The sequence below is a fragment of the Chryseobacterium phosphatilyticum genome, assembly GCF_002899825.2.
Classification (GTDB): domain Bacteria; phylum Bacteroidota; class Bacteroidia; order Flavobacteriales; family Weeksellaceae; genus Chryseobacterium; species Chryseobacterium phosphatilyticum.
The window spans coordinates 289922-305913 of record NZ_PPED02000003.1 but is presented as its reverse complement, the minus strand read 5'-3'; the positions used below and the strand labels follow the sequence as shown (position 1 = coordinate 305913).

At 38.0% G+C, this 15992-nt stretch carries 14 protein-coding genes; 7 read left to right on the top strand and 7 right to left on the bottom strand.

What is annotated here, in order from left to right:
* Positions 1-32 precede the first annotated feature (32 nt).
* On the top strand, positions 33-269 hold the full coding sequence (locus tag C1631_RS13425) for a hypothetical protein (protein WP_103247549.1): 237 nt from the start codon (positions 33-35) through the stop codon (positions 267-269).
* Positions 270-276: 7 nt separating this feature from the next.
* Positions 277-1746, top strand: coding sequence for a M20/M25/M40 family metallo-hydrolase (locus C1631_RS13420; RefSeq protein WP_109712682.1), 1470 nt, complete (start codon positions 277-279; stop codon positions 1744-1746).
* Positions 1747-2185: 439 nt separating this feature from the next.
* Here C1631_RS13420 and ilvA read toward each other — a convergent pair whose 3' ends face one another.
* From ilvA to folP, 7 genes are all read right to left on the bottom strand, one after another.
* Positions 2186-3448: a threonine ammonia-lyase gene (ilvA, locus tag C1631_RS13415; RefSeq protein ID WP_109712680.1), complete on the bottom strand. Its 1263-nt coding sequence runs from the start codon at positions 3446-3448 to the stop codon at positions 2186-2188.
* A 12-nt stretch (positions 3449-3460) separates the two neighbouring features.
* Positions 3461-4507: a ketol-acid reductoisomerase gene (ilvC, locus tag C1631_RS13410; RefSeq protein ID WP_103247552.1), complete on the bottom strand. Its 1047-nt coding sequence runs from the start codon at positions 4505-4507 to the stop codon at positions 3461-3463.
* Between the two features lie 42 nt (positions 4508-4549).
* A complete protein-coding gene (locus tag C1631_RS13405; RefSeq protein WP_103247553.1) occupies positions 4550-4831 on the bottom strand; it encodes an ACT domain-containing protein in 282 nt (93 codons plus the stop codon).
* Positions 4832-4841: 10 nt separating this feature from the next.
* Positions 4842-6566 carry a biosynthetic-type acetolactate synthase large subunit gene (gene ilvB, locus C1631_RS13400; protein ID WP_109712678.1) on the bottom strand — a complete coding sequence of 575 codons (1725 nt, stop codon included), beginning with the start codon at positions 6564-6566 and terminating at the stop codon, positions 4842-4844.
* Between the two features lie 7 nt (positions 6567-6573).
* Entirely contained in the window at positions 6574-8256 is a 1683-nt protein-coding gene (gene ilvD, locus C1631_RS13395) for a dihydroxy-acid dehydratase (RefSeq protein WP_109713311.1), read from the bottom strand.
* A 335-nt stretch (positions 8257-8591) separates the two neighbouring features.
* On the bottom strand, positions 8592-9455 hold the full coding sequence (gene ilvE, locus C1631_RS13390) for a branched-chain-amino-acid transaminase (protein ID WP_109712677.1): 864 nt from the start codon (positions 9453-9455) through the stop codon (positions 8592-8594).
* Between the two features lie 366 nt (positions 9456-9821).
* The gene (gene folP / locus C1631_RS13385) at positions 9822-10688 is read right to left on the bottom strand and encodes a dihydropteroate synthase (protein ID WP_103247556.1); all 867 of its coding nucleotides are present in this window, start codon (positions 10686-10688) and stop codon (positions 9822-9824) included.
* Between the two features lie 230 nt (positions 10689-10918).
* Here folP and C1631_RS13380 point away from each other — a divergent pair, with 230 nt between their 5' ends.
* The 5 genes from C1631_RS13380 to C1631_RS13360 all read left to right on the top strand — a co-directional run bounded on the left by C1631_RS13380 (position 10919) and on the right by C1631_RS13360 (position 15974).
* On the top strand, positions 10919-11485 hold the full coding sequence (locus tag C1631_RS13380; RefSeq protein WP_109712675.1) for a DUF1599 domain-containing protein: 567 nt from the start codon (positions 10919-10921) through the stop codon (positions 11483-11485).
* Between the two features lies 1 nt (position 11486).
* Positions 11487-12596: a BT_3928 family protein gene (locus C1631_RS13375; protein ID WP_109712674.1), complete on the top strand. Its 1110-nt coding sequence runs from the start codon at positions 11487-11489 to the stop codon at positions 12594-12596.
* A 47-nt stretch (positions 12597-12643) separates the two neighbouring features.
* Positions 12644-12994: a TerB family tellurite resistance protein gene (locus tag C1631_RS13370; protein WP_103247559.1), complete on the top strand. Its 351-nt coding sequence runs from the start codon at positions 12644-12646 to the stop codon at positions 12992-12994.
* Between the two features lie 80 nt (positions 12995-13074).
* Complete coding sequence (gene tpiA, locus C1631_RS13365; protein ID WP_103247560.1) at positions 13075-13833, top strand: triose-phosphate isomerase; 759 nt, start codon at positions 13075-13077, stop codon at positions 13831-13833.
* Positions 13834-14591: 758 nt separating this feature from the next.
* On the top strand, positions 14592-15974 hold the full coding sequence (locus C1631_RS13360; protein ID WP_103247561.1) for an RCC1 domain-containing protein: 1383 nt from the start codon (positions 14592-14594) through the stop codon (positions 15972-15974).
* The last annotated feature ends 18 nt before the right edge of the window (positions 15975-15992 follow it).

The following is a 15992-nucleotide window of genomic DNA, read 5'->3' as shown; positions in this document are numbered from 1 at the left end:
TACCCCCATTATTCATTATACAATAACATCTCATGCAAAAAATAGAAATAAAAGCAGAACAGTTTTTTGAATTATTAAAATTAAAAGACACTTCCATGTGGGCAATATTTTCCCAAATGATGGATGGAAACGAGAAGGAAATCATTTTTCTGGATAACGAAGATAAAATCCTTTTTAATTATATTTTGCCTTCTACTCCTGAAAAACTGGAAGAAGACAGAAAAGAATTCTCAAAGCAATTCTCAGATAAACTGACTAATCCGAATTAAAAAGCAAATGAACAAAAACTATATTTTTTCTGTACTGAGCTTATTTTTATTCAGTATCGGAAATGCTCAGAACTACAAAAAGCCGCTGGTTTCTGCTATCAAAGAATCCGATCTCAGAAAGGATATGTATGAATTGGCAGCAGATCAGTTCTGGGGCCGTGAAGCAGGAACTTTAGATGAGCTGAAAGTATCGATGTGGCTGGCAGATAAAGCTAAGGAAGCAGGAATGAAACCAGCCGGTGATCACGGAACCTTTTTCCAGGTTTTTGAAATGTACAGGCATCAGGTTACTCCTCAAAGCAGTCTTAAGATTGGTGATAACAACCTGAAATTATGGAAAGATTTCCTGGTTGCAGAACCGGTCAACATGTCTGTAGAGGCTGAAATTGTGTATGCCGGAAATACTGAACCTGAAAATCTTTCTACATTAAATATTAAAGGGAAAGTGCTTGCCATCAATGCTTCTGATAAAAACATTGATAAGGATATGACTCTTTTTGTAAGAAGGTATCCCGGATTTGTACGAACTAAGTATTATAATAAAGCCTATGAACTGGGAGCAAAAGCCATCATCTTTATTACAGACGATATTTCCGAAAAAAGCTGGGTAGAAGTTCTTCCTCAAATGACAAGAGGTACCTATGGAGTGGAAGGTTTAAGAGAGAAAATAACCAATAATATTCCTGTTCTATGGATCAAAAGGGAAAATGCAAACTGGGTAAAAAATAATCCTAAGATTTCATTGAACCTTATGACGGAGACTTACAAATACCCTTCAGTAAATATCATTGGAAAGATAGAAGGTACGGATCCGGCTCTTAAAGATGAATACGTTTTATTAAGCGGACATCAGGATCATGACGGAATCAGACATCCAGTAAAAAATGATACCATCTACAACGGAGCTGATGACAATGCAAGTACCTGTGTGGCGATGCTTGCTATGGCCAGAGCTTATAAAAAGCAACCTGGAAAAAGAAGTGTTTTGTTTGTTTTCCATGGAGCTGAAGAAAGGGGCTTACTTGGATCAAGATGGCATGCAGCTCATCCTGTTGTTCCGAAAGAAAAAATCGTAGCTGTTCTAAACGGTGATATGATTGGAAGAAATGATAATAATGAAGCGGCTTTACTGGGTGGAAATTCGCCCCATAAAAACTCTGAAGAATTGGTGAAAATGGCTGAAGACGCCAATAATGAAAGTACAAAATTCAAATATTTAAAAGATTGGGATTCTCCAAATCATGCTGAGTATTTTTATTTCAGAAGTGATCATCTTCCGTATGCTAAAATCGGAATTCCTGCCCTATTCTTTACCAGCGTGTTGCATGATCAGTATCATACCCCACAGGATGAATCTGAAAACATCAACTATAAAAAGCTTTATAAAATGACTGAATGGATGTACAGAACATCCTGGAAAGTGGCCAATGAGACCGAACGTCCGAAGGTTATCTCTAACTTTTCGCTTGAACGATAAATAAAAAGCTTCACAAAAATTTGTGAAGCTTTTTTCATCTTTGTGTTTTTAGAATCATGAATTTACCGAATAAACTCCTGAAGAGTAAGTAAATTCAGCAAATGAATGAATTAAAGAGATCTCGTTGATCATACTTATTATTTAAATTGAACAAGTTTCAGAAATAGGAATAAACCTCTCGCTGATTAGCTGATCCGGCAGATGATTGGGTTAAAAAATCTTCTTTCTAACGTCACGATCTCTAAATGGTTTTGTCCGGCACTCAAACATAAGAGCCTTTTTTTAACGTTCACAGAGTTCATTTTCTTTACGCTACAATTTCCGGAGTCATTGAAAGTATTCTTAATTGAGTTCAGACACCTATTTGGTAATTGCGCACATCCAAAGGTCTTACAGCTAACAGTAACTTCCAACTTCTCTCTCCCAGCTTCAAACCTTCTCAAATAAGAAGATTCATCAAAGATGGGTCATTGTTCAAATAATTGACAAAGAAGTCGTACTTTTTCATTTTACGGATCAATGGAGTAAAATCTCCGTTTTGTTTCAAAGCAATTCCTACAACAGCAATTCCTTTTTCTTTTGAATTTTTCTGGGTATATTCAAAATAAGTGATATCATCATCAGGTCCCAGTACATCCATTACAAAAGTTTTCAGTGCTCCGGGACGTTGTGGAAATCTAACCAGAAAATAATGTTTCAATCCTGCATACAAAAGAGCTTTTTCTTTAATCTCTTCCATACGGGTAATGTCATTATTGCTTCCGCTGATCACGCACACTACGTTTTTACCTTTTATTTCATTTTTGTACTTTCCCAGTGCCGCAACAGAAAGTGCTCCTGCCGGCTCAACAACGATAGCATCTTTATTGTATAGGGATAAGATCGTTTCGCAAACCAATCCTTCCTCTACTGTGGCCATTTGGTACAATGCATCCTTGCATCGCTCAAAGGTAAGATTGCCCACCTGCTGTACTGCAGCTCCATCAACAAAACGACTGATCTTCTCCAGCAATACAGGTTTGCCTTTTTCCATTGCCTTTTTCATACTGGCAGCGGCAGCAGGTTCTACTCCAACGATTTTTGTTTTGGGAGACAATTCCTGAAAGACAGAGCAAATTCCTGCCGCCAGTCCTCCCCCGCCAACTGGCACAAACAAATAATCTATCGGTTGCTCCGACTGCTCAAGAATTTCCATCGCTACAGTCGCCTGACCTTCAATAATGGCAGGGTCATCGAAGGGATGAATAAATACACCTTCATGATCTTTACAAAACCTCAGCGCAGCATCTTTAGCCTCATCGAAAGTATCTCCGTAAAGAACAACGTCAATATAATTACCTCCAAACATTCTTACCTGTTCCAGTTTTTGCCCCGGTGTCGGTAAAGGCATGAAAATAGTTCCCTTCACTTTCATCGCATGACAGGCAAATGCTACCCCCTGAGCATGATTCCCTGCACTTGCACAAACAACTCCTTTGACCAGACTTTCAGGAGATATGGTAGCCATTTTATTATAGGCTCCCCTGATTTTATAAGATCTTACCCTTTGCAGGTCCTCCCTTTTAAACATGATATTGGCCTGATACAGAAATGACAGATTATTATTAACTGCCAGCGGTGTTTTTACGATAACATTTTTAAGACGCTCCTCCGCTTTGCAGACCTTCTCCAAAACGGAGGAACTTATTTCTTCCTTCATCATTTTTTTAATAGATTAGTTGTTCTCCGGTCGCAGGCTGCGTACGGTTTTTCCAGCCTGCCACATTTCACTGTCTCTAAGCTCAGTCAACTCGACTTCCAGTTTTTCTCTGTAGTCCGGTTTGCTATTGCTATCAATGGAACGTTGTGCTTCATTTCCCTGCGCTACATTATCATACAATTCTTCAAATAAAGGAGATGTAGCATCTCTGAAGCGTTTCCACCAGTCTAATGCTCCTCTCTGAGCTGTTGTACTGCAGTTCGCATACATCCAATCCATTCCGTTTTCTGCTACCAATGGCATTAAAGACTGGGTAAGCTCCTCCACTGTTTCGTTAAATGCTTCCGAAGGACTGTGCCCATTTTTTCTTAAAACATCATATTGAGCGGCAAATATCCCCTGTACAGCTCCCATCAACGTTCCTCTTTCTCCTGCAAGATCACTGTATACTTCTTTTTTAAAATCAGTTTCAAACAGATATCCGCTTCCGATGGCAATTCCCAGAGCCGTTACCCGTTCTCTTGCTTTTCCTGTAGCATCCTGATATACAGCAAAACTGCTGTTTAAACCTCTGTCCTGAAGAAACATCCTTCTCAATGAAGTTCCTGAACCTTTAGGAGCTACCAGAAAAACATCAACATCAGCAGGAGGAATAATTCCTGTTCGTTCATTAAACGTAATTCCGAAACCGTGGGAGAAATACAGGGCTTTCCCCGGTGTAAGGTGCTGTTTTACTTTTGGCCAATATTCAATTTGTGCTGCATCACTTAAAAGATAGCAGATAATGGTTCCTTTTTGTAAAGCTTCTTCAATTTCGAACAGGGTTTCTCCCGGTACAAATCCGTCTGCTACTGCTTTATCCCATGATTTTGAATTTTTACGTTGTCCTACGATGACATTAATGCCGTTATCTTTTTGATTTAATGCCTGGCCGGGCCCTTGTACTCCATATCCGATTACCGCTACAACTTCGTCTTTTAATGTTTCCTGGGCTTTTTTTAATGGAAATTCTTCTCTTGTTACTACGTTTTCCTCAACTCCTCCAAAATTCAATTTTGCCATTTTTTTTGATTTTAATTATTATATATTATTTTGATTTAGTATTTAGCTGGCATATTCCATTGCCGTGAAATGTGGATTTTTATGATAATGAACCTCAAGCACATCTACTTGTTTTTCCATCTGACGGGTAATCTTCTGAACTGATTCCTCAGTTTCCCTGATTACAATGATGAATTTCTTAACTCTTTCTGTTTCCGAAGGTCCTACATGAAAAGTCTGCATCGAAATTCTCCTTCTCGAAAAAATGGCATTGATGCGACCGATCAACCCTAAATAATCCTCTGTATATGCCGTAATGGTATATTCTTTATGTTCTGTTTTCATCTTTTATTTTTTAAAATTTATTATTCAATACAATTTCTGAAACACTCTTCCCCTGGGGAATCATAGGAAATACATTGTGTTCTTTCCCTGTCATGACTTCAAGGAGAAAAGTTCCATTGTGACGGAGCATTTCACGAAGCCCATTTTCTAAATCTTCTCTCTGAGAAATTCGTCTTCCCTGAATATGGTATCCTTTTGCTACCTGTACAAAATCAGGACTCTGGATGTCCACAGACGAGTACCTTTCTTCATGGAACAATTCCTGCCACTGTCTTACCATACCGAGGTAACAATTATTCAGAATTAATATTTTAACATTCGGATGATATTGCATGATCGTACCCAATTCCTGGATATTCATCTGGGCTCCACCGTCTCCCATGATGGCTATAACCGGATGATTTTTTTCAGCATAAGTGGCTCCAATTGCTGCAGGAAGACAGAACCCCATCGTTCCCAATCCTCCACTTGTGATATTCGTGCGCGAATGCTTAAATCGGGAATAACGACAGGCAGCCATCTGATGTTGTCCTACATCGGTTACAATCACAGCTTCTCCTTCGGTCATTTCATTAAGACAGCGGATCACTTCTCCCATGGTAATCTCTCCTTCTTCAGGATATAATTCATGATGAATCAGATTGATGCTTTCAACTTCATAGCAATCTTTAAACTTTGTGTGCCAATCCTGATGGGCTTTGTTTTGAATCAGCTCAGTAAGAAGAGGTAATGTATGTTTACAGTTTCCAAGAACCGGGACATCAGCTTTTACATTTTTATTAATTTCTGCCTTATCAATATCAAAATGGATAATTTTTGCCTGTTTTGCATACTGATCCAATCTTCCTGTAACCCGATCATCAAAACGCATTCCTACAGCAATCAAAACATCGCATTCATTAGAAAGGACATTAGGACCATAATTTCCATGCATTCCTACCATACCTACTGCCTGAGGATGATCGGTAGGGATAGCACTCATTCCCAAAACTGTCCATGCAACAGGTATTCCTGATTTTTCGACGAACTGAAGGAATTCCTCCTCTGCTTTACCCAACAGGATACCTTGCCCTGCAATCACAAAGGGTTTCTTTGCTGTATTAATCAAGGTTGCCGCTTTTTCAATCCAATCTCTATCAGGATCAGGATCAGGTTTATAACTTCTCAAAGAATCACAGGGAGTATATCCTTGATACGAAACTTTTTGCAGCTGGGCATTTTTAGTGACATCAATCAAAACCGGACCGGGACGTCCTGATTTTGCAATGTAAAATGCTTTGGCCAGGACTTCCGGAAGCTCACGGGCATCAGTAACCTGATAATTCCATTTAGTTACAGGGCTTGTAATATTCATCACGTCTATTTCCTGAAAAGCATCTGTTCCTAAGAGATGTTCGAAAACCTGCCCTGTGATGCATACAAGGGGAGTATTATCGAGTAAAGCATCTGCAAGCCCAGTTACAAGATTCGTTGCACCGGGACCACTGGTTGCCATGACCACCCCCACTTCTCCGGAAACTCTTGCCAATCCCTGTGCAGCATGTACTGCGGCCTGTTCGTGTCGTACAAGAATATGCTTCAGATTATCCTGATAGTCATACAGAGCATCATAAATAGGAATGATAGCTCCTCCAGGATATCCGAAAATGGTTTTCACTCCTTCCTGAAGAAAAGCTTCAAGAATGATCCGACTGCCACTAAGTTCTTTTTCTCGTGATAAGTTCCAATTCGTCATTATTCTTTTATTTAAGTGGTTCGTCTGTTACACAACCTTCAGCAGCAGATGATACCGTCAGTGCATATTTGTACAACAATCCTTTTTTTACTTTAAGTTCAGGCTTTTGCCATCCCTCTTTTCTTTTTGCGATTTCTTCTTCTGAAACTTTCAGCTGTATGGTATTGCTCACCGCATCAATTTCAATAATATCATTATCCTTCACAAAGGCAATAAGTCCTCCTTCCTGGGCTTCAGGAGTAATATGTCCCACTACAAAACCATGAGTTCCACCACTGAATCTGCCATCTGTAATTAAGGCAACACTGTTTCCTAATCCTACTCCGATCAACGCGCTGGTAGGCTTTAGCATTTCCGGCATTCCCGGAGCCCCTTTAGGTCCTTCATGACGAATCACAATAACATCCCCATGCTGTACCGTACCATCTTCAATACCACGGATCAGATTCTTTTCTCCATCAAAAACCCGTGCTTTTCCTGTAAATCGTTCTCCTTCCTTTCCTGTTATTTTGGCTACACTTCCTTGTTCTGCCAGATTTCCATATAAAATTCTAAGATGACCTGTTTCTTTGACAGGTTCAGACAGGGGTTTGATAATTTTTTGTTGCTTAAAATCAAGATCAGGGACATTTTCCAGGTTTTCTGCTATTGTTTTTCCGGTTACCGTAAGACAGTCACCATGTAGTAATCCTTCCTTCAAGAGATATTTCATGACAGCGGGTGTACCTCCATGCTCATGCAAATCCTGCATCAGGTATTTTCCGCTTGGTTTGAGATCTGCCAAAACAGGTGTACAATCGCTCATCTTTTGAAAATCGTCCTGAGTAACAGATACCCCAACACTTTTAGCCATTGCTATAAAATGCAAAACAGCATTGGTACTTCCACCGAGAATAACGATTAAGCGAAGCGCATTTTCAAAGGCTTTCCGGGTCATGATATCAGAAGGTTTGATATCTTTTTCCAATAATATTTTCAGATATCTTCCTGCTTCCAGGCACTCCTCTTTTTTCTCCTTACTTAAGGCCGGATTGGAAGAAGAATATGGAAGACTCATTCCCAATGCTTCTATTGCAGAAGCCATGGTATTCGCAGTATACATTCCTCCGCATGCTCCTGCTCCCGGACAAGAGTTTTTGACCACACCTTCAAAATCTTCATCACTGATTTCTCCGGCAATTTTTTTTCCTAAAGCTTCAAAAGCTGAAACAATATTCAACGCTTCTCCTTTGTAACATCCCGGAGCTATTGTTCCTCCATACACCATTATTGAAGGCCTGTCTAATCTGCCCATGGCGATAATGGTACCAGGCATATTCTTATCACATCCTGGTAGTGTGATAAGACCATCATAGTACTGGGCTCCACAAATTGCTTCAATACTGTCTGCAATTACATCTCTGCTTACCAGCGAATAGCGCATCCCATCTGTTCCATTGCTCATTCCATCACTCACCCCTATGGTATTAAAAATCAATCCGGCAAGTCCGTGGCTCCAGGTCCCTTTTTTTACCACTTTAGCCAGATCATTCAGATGCATATTGCACGTATTCCCATCATACCCCATACTGGCAATACCCACCTGAGCCTTTTGCATGTCTTCTTCTTTAAAGCCTATTCCGTACAACATTGCTTTTGCAGCGGGTTGCTCTCGATTTTGTGTGAATGTTTTTGAATACTTATTTAACATTTTATCCTGCATTTTTCGTTTTTCTTATCTTTTTAAAAAGATTGTCTTTTTATTTGTCAAATCCCTAGCTAACCGTGTATTTATACTATAATCAAATACTTTTATTCTTCTTTCGGGGTTTCTGAAATTTGTTTCTTGTTTTCTCAGTGAAATATTGAAAGTTTTAGTTTTTCGAAACTCATTCCTGAGTCTTTTTTCTAAATTTTGATTCAAAACTACAGTTTGTCATATTTTCCTTACTTCTTATTTTTCTGAAAACTACAATATTCAACTGTTTAAAAAACAGACACATATGCCTAATAACCAAATGATTACACTTTAAAAATTTACAATGACTAAAATCTTACTAATTTTGAATAAGCCTCTTGTACTTTATGACTTGCTGTATCTTCCCAGTTTTTCGTAAAAGGAACATCATCCAGCGAGTCAAGAGCAACAATTTCTGCTGCTGTACCACAAAAAAAACCAGCATCAGCACCACGCATTTCTTCTGGTGTGAAAAATGTTTCTTTTACGGGAATGTTAAGTTCATTACAGATCTCCATCACCGTTTGTCTGGTAATTCCCGGAAGAATGCTTCCTTTGGCAGGAGTGAATAATGTGCCGTCTTTTTCATAGAAAACATTGGCTCCGGAGCTCTCAGCAACATTTCCATTTTCGTCCAGAACCAGAGCTTCATCATAGCCTTTATCTTTGGCATCCTGACAAGCCAGGATAGAGTTTACGTAATGCCCTCCTACTTTGGCTTCAACCTTAAAAGCCTTAGGATTAGGACGCTGAAATTCTGATGTCATGATCTTCATTTTATCTGCCAGATAACCGTTACTCCATTCCCAGGCTAGCAAAGACAAATAAGATTCTTTTCCTTTTGAAAGGGACATATTGGGAGAGCAGGTAACAAGAGGACGAATGTAAGCATCTGAAAATCCATTTTTTTCTAAAAGTTCATAGGTAAGATCTGTAAGTTGTTCCACTGAATAATCAAACGGAATATGCATCAGCTCTGCCGATCTTTTTAATCTTTCGTAATGCTCTTTCGCTTTAAAAATTTTCGTCCCCTGATCGGTACTGTAGGATTTAATACCTTCAAAAACGGAGTACCCGTAATGAAGAGATTGACCGTAAAGATCGGTTCCGGCCTCTTTTGCTTTCCTGAAATTTCCGTTAAAATAGATGACAGTGTTGTCGTTGTAATACATGTTATAAAGGTTTAAAATTAACAAATGGGAATAAAAAAAGCCCTCTCACACTGTGAGAGGGCTTAATATATGTACAGTCATACACTTTCCTTCTCACAGACGCAAGGGAATAATAATGACGATAATAATTACAGTTAGTAAGTGATACATACTTTATACAATAAAAAATTAAAACAAAAAAGCCGTTTCAAATTGAAACGGCTTGTATATATTATAAATTTAAAATCTATTTTTAAAATGCCGTTTCCCTACTGTTGTTAATGACAACAGCAATAATAGAAATGACAATGATATTTTCCTGATTCGTAAAATTCATGTTGCAAATGTATAAACTTTTTAATTACTCACAAGTTTTTTTAACACTTTTTATTTTTTTTGTAAAAACTGATCCAACGTTTCCTTTGCCTGAGCCACATCATGAACTCTTAAAATTTTGGCTCCCTGTTCCAATACGGTCATGTGAAGCTTCTGGGTTTCTTCATTGATATCCAATGATGATTTCCCCAACGGTTTATAAATAAAAGATTTTCTTGAAATCCCTATCAGTAAAGGAAACTTTGCAAATCCAAGATATTCAACTTCATGGATCATTTTCATCTGACCCTCCACTGTTTTTCCGAAACCAAAACCCGGATCAAGAATAATATCTTTCACTCCTTTTTGTAAAAGTTCTGTTGTTTTTTGAGAAAAATACCTGTTGACCTCTAAGGTGATATCATCAAATTTAATTTTCTCATGCATCGACTCATAAGAAGGATTCACATGCATTAAAATATAGGGAAGACCGGTCTCTGCCGCCGCATTAAACATCTGTGTATCATACTGACCACCAGAAATATCATTAATAATATCTACCCCTTCATTAAAGCCAAACCGTACTGTTTCAGCATAAAATGTATCCAGAGAGATCAACACTTCAGGAAATTCTTTTTTTATCAGGGAAATGATATTTCCAATTCTTTGTATTTCTTCCTGGCTGCTCAAAAACTCTGCATTCGGGCGGGTGGACTGTGGTCCAATATCCAGAATTTCGGCACCTTCACTCAGAAGTTTTTCGGCATGTTTCAATGCCAATTTCTCAGTATTGAATTTCCCTCCATCAGAAAAAGAATCCGGGGTAAGATTGAGGATTCCCATGATTTTGGGAATGTCAAGTTGTACCAAACGACCGTTACAATTGATTGAGTAGGTTTGGGCATTGACGGGCTTAAGATTTGAAGGTTTTGAAAGCATAGGATAACTGATAAATGATGAATAATAGAAGATTTATCCACTACAAAATTAATGATTTGTGTATGGAATAGGAAGATAACTATTAAAAATTATGCACATTTTACTCTGGCTGCATTATCCTCCAACATTCCACCCTCCCCCTCTCAGACCCAAAAACTCTCCCACCTTATCCCCTTACTACCAATTCAAAATCTAAAACAATTCGTATATTTGGAAGATTAAGAAAATTTATGCTAAAAACATCAGTACAGTTCGAGAAAATTATCAGTCAGTGTCGTGATCTTTTCAGTAAAAAGCTACAGGATTACGGTGCAGCGTGGAGGGTCTTACGACCGAGTTCCATTACGGATCAGATTTATATCAAAGTCAATAGAATCCGTACGTTACAGATGACTGATAAAAAGATGGTGGATGAAAGTGAGGAAGATGAATTTATTGCAATCGTCAATTACTCTATCATTGGTCTTATCCAGCTTGAAAAAGGATTTTCCAATGATTTCAACGAAAATAAAGAAGAAATAATAAGTCTGTATGACAAATATGCCCGTGAAGCTCAGGCTTTAATGGAGAGAAAAAATCATGATTATGGTGAGGCATGGAGGGATATGAGAATTTCTTCCATTACAGATCTTATTTACCAGAAAGTATTGAGAACAAAGCAGATTGAAGACAATCAGGGACAAACGATCGTTTCTGAAGGTCTTGATGCCAATTATTTTGACATGCTGAACTATGCAGTTTTCTGCCTGATTAAGTTTTCAGAAAAAGAAAATCAATTCGAACCCAAAACTATTTAATATGATCAAAGGTTTATTACGCTTTATTATTGCTGTCATTTTTATCCTTTCCGGCTTTGTGAAAGCTGTGGATCTGGTGGGATTCTCTTTCAAAATGGAGGAATATTTTTCACCTGCTGTGTTCAACATGCCGTTTTTTGAAAAATTTGCGTTGCTGTTTTCAATTATTGTTGTTGTTCTGGAGCTTTTCCTCGGATTTATGTTGTTGCTTAAATTGAAGCTTAAATTTACCTTGTCAGCATTAATAGCACTTTGCGTTTTCTTTGGATTCCTTACGTTCTATTCTGCTTACTTCAATGTAGTAACGGATTGTGGATGTTTTGGAGATGCTATTAAGTTTACACCGTGGCAAAGTTTCTTTAAGGATGTTGCTCTTCTGGCAGGCCTTATTCTTGTGTTTATCCTGTACAGAAAAGATTTCCGTAAGAAAGATGAATATGGAGTAAACAGAAAAGAGTCTTCTGGTAAGTTTAAATATTACTTATTGGGAGTATTTGCCTTGGTGATGATTTACATTATGGCCCAAGGAATTATGCATGAACCGCTTATCGATTTCCGTGATTATAAAATCGGGACGGATATCAAAGGAGAAAAAGAGAAAATCAACAAAAACCCTTCTGAATACAAGACTTTTTATTCTTTGAAAAATCAGAAAACCAATGAAGTGGTGAAGGTTAATCAGGATGATTACATCAAAGAAACGAAATACTGGTCAGAAGGTTCACCATGGAAAATTGAGGAAGGGAAAAATGAATCTGTTCTGATCAAAGAAGGTTACAAGTCTGAGATCGTAAAATTTAAAATTGAAGATCCTGCAGGCATGGAACTTACCGAAGAAATCATTAAAGCTCCTAAAGCAATTTTGGTTTTCTCTTATCATCCGAAAGAAGTTTCAGCTGATCTACTTCGAAAAGTGGAAGCTAAGGTAAACGCGCAGAAAGGAGCTCTTATCTATGGCGTTTCTACCGATCACAATACTTTTAAAACCATCAAAAATGTCATGATGGATGGGACTGCTATTAAAACGATCGCCAGAAGCAACCCGTTTGTGCTGATCCTGGAAAATGGGAAAATTGTAGACAAACAGCCGGCAAAAGATTATGTCAACTAAGGCATAACCGGCAAACTTAAACACTCAACTATAAATTCAAAAAAACAATGCAAAAATCAAATAAATCAATTGCGGGATACCACTTATTAATGATCTTATCTTCTGTAGACGGAGAGTTTGCTCCTGAAGAAGGAATGCTGGTGCAGCAATATTTGGCAGATGAATTTCCCTTCAGAATGAATCTTGACAATGAGCTTGAAACCCTTGCTCTTTTACAACCTGAAGAATGGAAAGATCATTTTGAATTTCATGCGAGATGTTTCCATGAGGATTCTACGGAGGATGAGCGTGTAAAATTTGCTCAATTTGCAAAATCATTGATCAAAGCGGATCATAAAGTAACTGAAGAGGAGCACACCTTTTATATTCTGTTGAAGAATCTTTGGGGGATCGGGTAATATTTTGCTCGCAGATTTTGCAGATGACGCAGATTCATCGGTGAAAAAATAAAAGTAAATAAATCAATATAATAAATCGTATGAGAAGAAAAATAGTTGCAGGCAACTGGAAAATGAACAAAAATGTAATTGATGCTCAACAATTGATGATTCAGTTACTAAGCTATAAAAATAATAATGCAACAAACTGCGAGGTTTGGATTGCCCCCCCTTCATTATACCTGATGATGGCAAAAGACATCTTTGAGAAGGATGAGATTGGAGTATTCTCTCAGGATATGAGTGAGCATGAAAGTGGCGCTTATACAGGAGAAATTTCTGCTGACATGCTAGAGTCTATTGATGCTACCGGTTCATTAATCGGACACTCTGAAAGAAGACAGTATCACGGTGAAACAGATTCTCACTGTAACAGAAAAGTAAAATTGGCTTTAGATAAAGGTCTTACTCCTATCTATTGTAACGGAGAAACTCTTGAGCAAAGAAAGGCAGGGCAACATCTTGAAGTGGTAAAAAAACAGACTGAAGTCGCTCTTTTCACTCTTTCTGCTGATGAGATCAAAAAGGTAGTGATCGCTTACGAACCTGTATGGGCTATCGGAACAGGAGAAACAGCAACACCAGAGCAGGCTCAGGAAATTCATGCTCATATCAGAAGTATCATTGCTGCGAAATACGGACAGGAAGTTGCAGACGAGGTTTCTATCCTTTACGGAGGTTCTGTGAAACCGGATAATGCTAAAGAAATTTTCTCTCAGCCTGATATTGACGGTGGTCTGATTGGAGGAGCAGCTTTAAAACTTGAAGACTTCTCTAAAATTATTGAGGGTTTCAATTAATATTGAAAAGAACAATACGCATAGGTTTGTCATTCTGACGAAGGAAGAATCTCAGCATGGCTATTCAAAAAACATACGGTTTGATTCCTATGGCAATCAAAGATTGACAAAACTATGAAAATATAGTCCTGGAAGTAATCTTTCAGGACTTTTTTATAGGTTTTGGCTCCTATGGAAAAATCGTGATTATCTTTTAAATGGGTAGTATCCAAAGATATTATAATGGAAAGAATCGGTTGCCTTCCTTATTCGTAGTATAGAATTCATATTATTTTTTCATTAACCATTTGATGATCCAAAAGAAAGGTATATTTTTGCAGTTGAAAACATAAATCATAGTTAATGATGCCATTGTTTTTACCATAAAAACTAATTTTGAAAACCAACTAACCATGAAAATCAAGAAACTACACCCTATTTCATTTTATTACTTCATCAATATCAATTGTTTCAAACAATTTAAATAAGTCTTCATTTTTTCAAGTCTTAGACAATATTTCAATAATACAACTTGTACGATTGTTTCTTAAAATCCCCAACAATAACCTTCATGGTACTAAGAAAGTTTGAGATTTTATGATTGATCAGCAATACTTGATTGTCAAAAATACATATCATTAACTTCATATATTAAACACTGATTTTTTGTATGAATTAATTTGATTTTGAAACATTTTCATTGTATGGAGTTCAGCAACCATTCAAACGAAGCGAAACCGAAAAGCTAAACGAGTAGGAAAATATTATAAAACTTATATATGAAAAAACAATTATACTTTCTATTTATCTTCATGATAATAAATAGTTTCTCTTATGGACAATGTTTTAAGGAAATCAGTGCTGGGAATGACTATTCATTGGCAATAAAAAGTGATGGAACATTATGGGCATGGGGATTCAATAGTCTTGGGACATTGGGGGATGGAACTACAACAAGCAGATCGATTCCAGTTCAAGTAGGAACGGCCAGTGATTGGAAAACCATCTGTGCAGGCTCCAGCTATTCAGCAGCAATCAAAACAGATGGAAGCCTTTGGATGTGGGGATTTAATTCTTCCGGGCAATTGGGGGATGGAACCACCATTTCCAAGCTAGCTCCAACACAGATAGGGACATCAACGAACTGGAAAAGCATAAGCACCGGAAATAGTACTTCATTTGCAATCAAAACAGATGGAACACTGTGGGCGTGGGGAAGTAATTATGATGGGACACTGGGAGATGGTACAACAATCCAGAGAAATACACCAACACAAATTGGCACTGCAACGAATTGGAAGAGCATCAGTGTTGGATATAGTCATACACTGGCAATCAAAACAGATGGAACACTATGGGCATGGGGAAGCAATGGGTCTGGGCAAGTAGGCAATGGGTCAACAACAACCAAAACCATCCCGATACAGATAGGAACAGCTACTAATTGGAAAAGCATTGATGCCGGCAATTATTATTCTGTAGCCATAAAAGAAAATGGAACCCTATGGACATGGGGAACCAACTCCTATGGACAACTCGGAGATGGAACACTTGCCGACCAGCATGCTCCAATACAAATTGGAACAGGAAACAATTGGCAAGCCATATCAGCTGGTGGCCGTTCTGTTTTTGCCATAAAAACTGATAAAACATTATGGGCATGGGGTGAAAATGGTTTCGGTCAATTAGGTAATGGTACAATGTATACGAGCGTTCTTGTACCAACACAAAATGGAACGGAAACTAATTGGCTAGATATATCATCCGGTTCGAAACATACTTTCGTTATAAAAACAGATGGAACATCTTGGCTATGTGGAAGCAATGGTAGTGGACAAGTAGGAGATGGTACTACGACCAATAGAAGTACTCTTATTTCTCTGGCTTGCCCTACAGTCAACTTAGCTGTTGATGAGATTCCAACAGTATTCGGTAATTTAAAAATTCATCCAAATCCAGTACATGATGACCTTCATATTTCATTTGACCAAAAAGTCTTAACGGTTACGGTTTACAATATGGCGGGACAGCGAGTACTTACTAAAGTAATCAACGATAATAAAGGAACAGTTGACGTTTCTTCATTACCACCTGGAACATATCTGGTTAAAATAAATTCCGTTAACGATATTGTAAAAACGGTAAAAGTAATCAAAAGATAGGCATCGAGAAAAACTTCT

What these genes read in the sequence shown, in the direction of transcription:
- C1631_RS13405 (WP_103247553.1), bottom strand. Translation starts at nt 4,831, where the DNA reads ATGAAAACAGAACATAAAGAATATACCATTACGGCATATACAGAGGAT.
- C1631_RS13370 (WP_103247559.1), top strand. Translation starts at nt 12,644, where the DNA reads ATGCAAAAATCAAATAAATCAATTGCGGGATACCACTTATTAATGATC.
- C1631_RS13375 (WP_109712674.1), top strand. Translation starts at nt 11,487, where the DNA reads ATGATCAAAGGTTTATTACGCTTTATTATTGCTGTCATTTTTATCCTT.
- tpiA (WP_103247560.1), top strand. Translation starts at nt 13,075, where the DNA reads ATGAGAAGAAAAATAGTTGCAGGCAACTGGAAAATGAACAAAAATGTA.
- ilvB (WP_109712678.1), bottom strand. Translation starts at nt 6,566, where the DNA reads ATGACGAATTGGAACTTATCACGAGAAAAAGAACTTAGTGGCAGTCGG.
- C1631_RS13360 (WP_103247561.1), top strand. Translation starts at nt 14,592, where the DNA reads ATGAAAAAACAATTATACTTTCTATTTATCTTCATGATAATAAATAGT.
- C1631_RS13425 (WP_103247549.1), top strand. Translation starts at nt 33, where the DNA reads ATGCAAAAAATAGAAATAAAAGCAGAACAGTTTTTTGAATTATTAAAA.
- ilvE (WP_109712677.1), bottom strand. Translation starts at nt 9,455, where the DNA reads ATGTATTACAACGACAACACTGTCATCTATTTTAACGGAAATTTCAGG.
- ilvC (WP_103247552.1), bottom strand. Translation starts at nt 4,507, where the DNA reads ATGGCAAAATTGAATTTTGGAGGAGTTGAGGAAAACGTAGTAACAAGA.
- ilvD (WP_109713311.1), bottom strand. Translation starts at nt 8,256, where the DNA reads ATGTTAAATAAGTATTCAAAAACATTCACACAAAATCGAGAGCAACCC.
- ilvA (WP_109712680.1), bottom strand. Translation starts at nt 3,448, where the DNA reads ATGATGAAGGAAGAAATAAGTTCCTCCGTTTTGGAGAAGGTCTGCAAA.
- C1631_RS13420 (WP_109712682.1), top strand. Translation starts at nt 277, where the DNA reads ATGAACAAAAACTATATTTTTTCTGTACTGAGCTTATTTTTATTCAGT.
- folP (WP_103247556.1), bottom strand. Translation starts at nt 10,688, where the DNA reads ATGCTTTCAAAACCTTCAAATCTTAAGCCCGTCAATGCCCAAACCTAC.
- C1631_RS13380 (WP_109712675.1), top strand. Translation starts at nt 10,919, where the DNA reads ATGCTAAAAACATCAGTACAGTTCGAGAAAATTATCAGTCAGTGTCGT.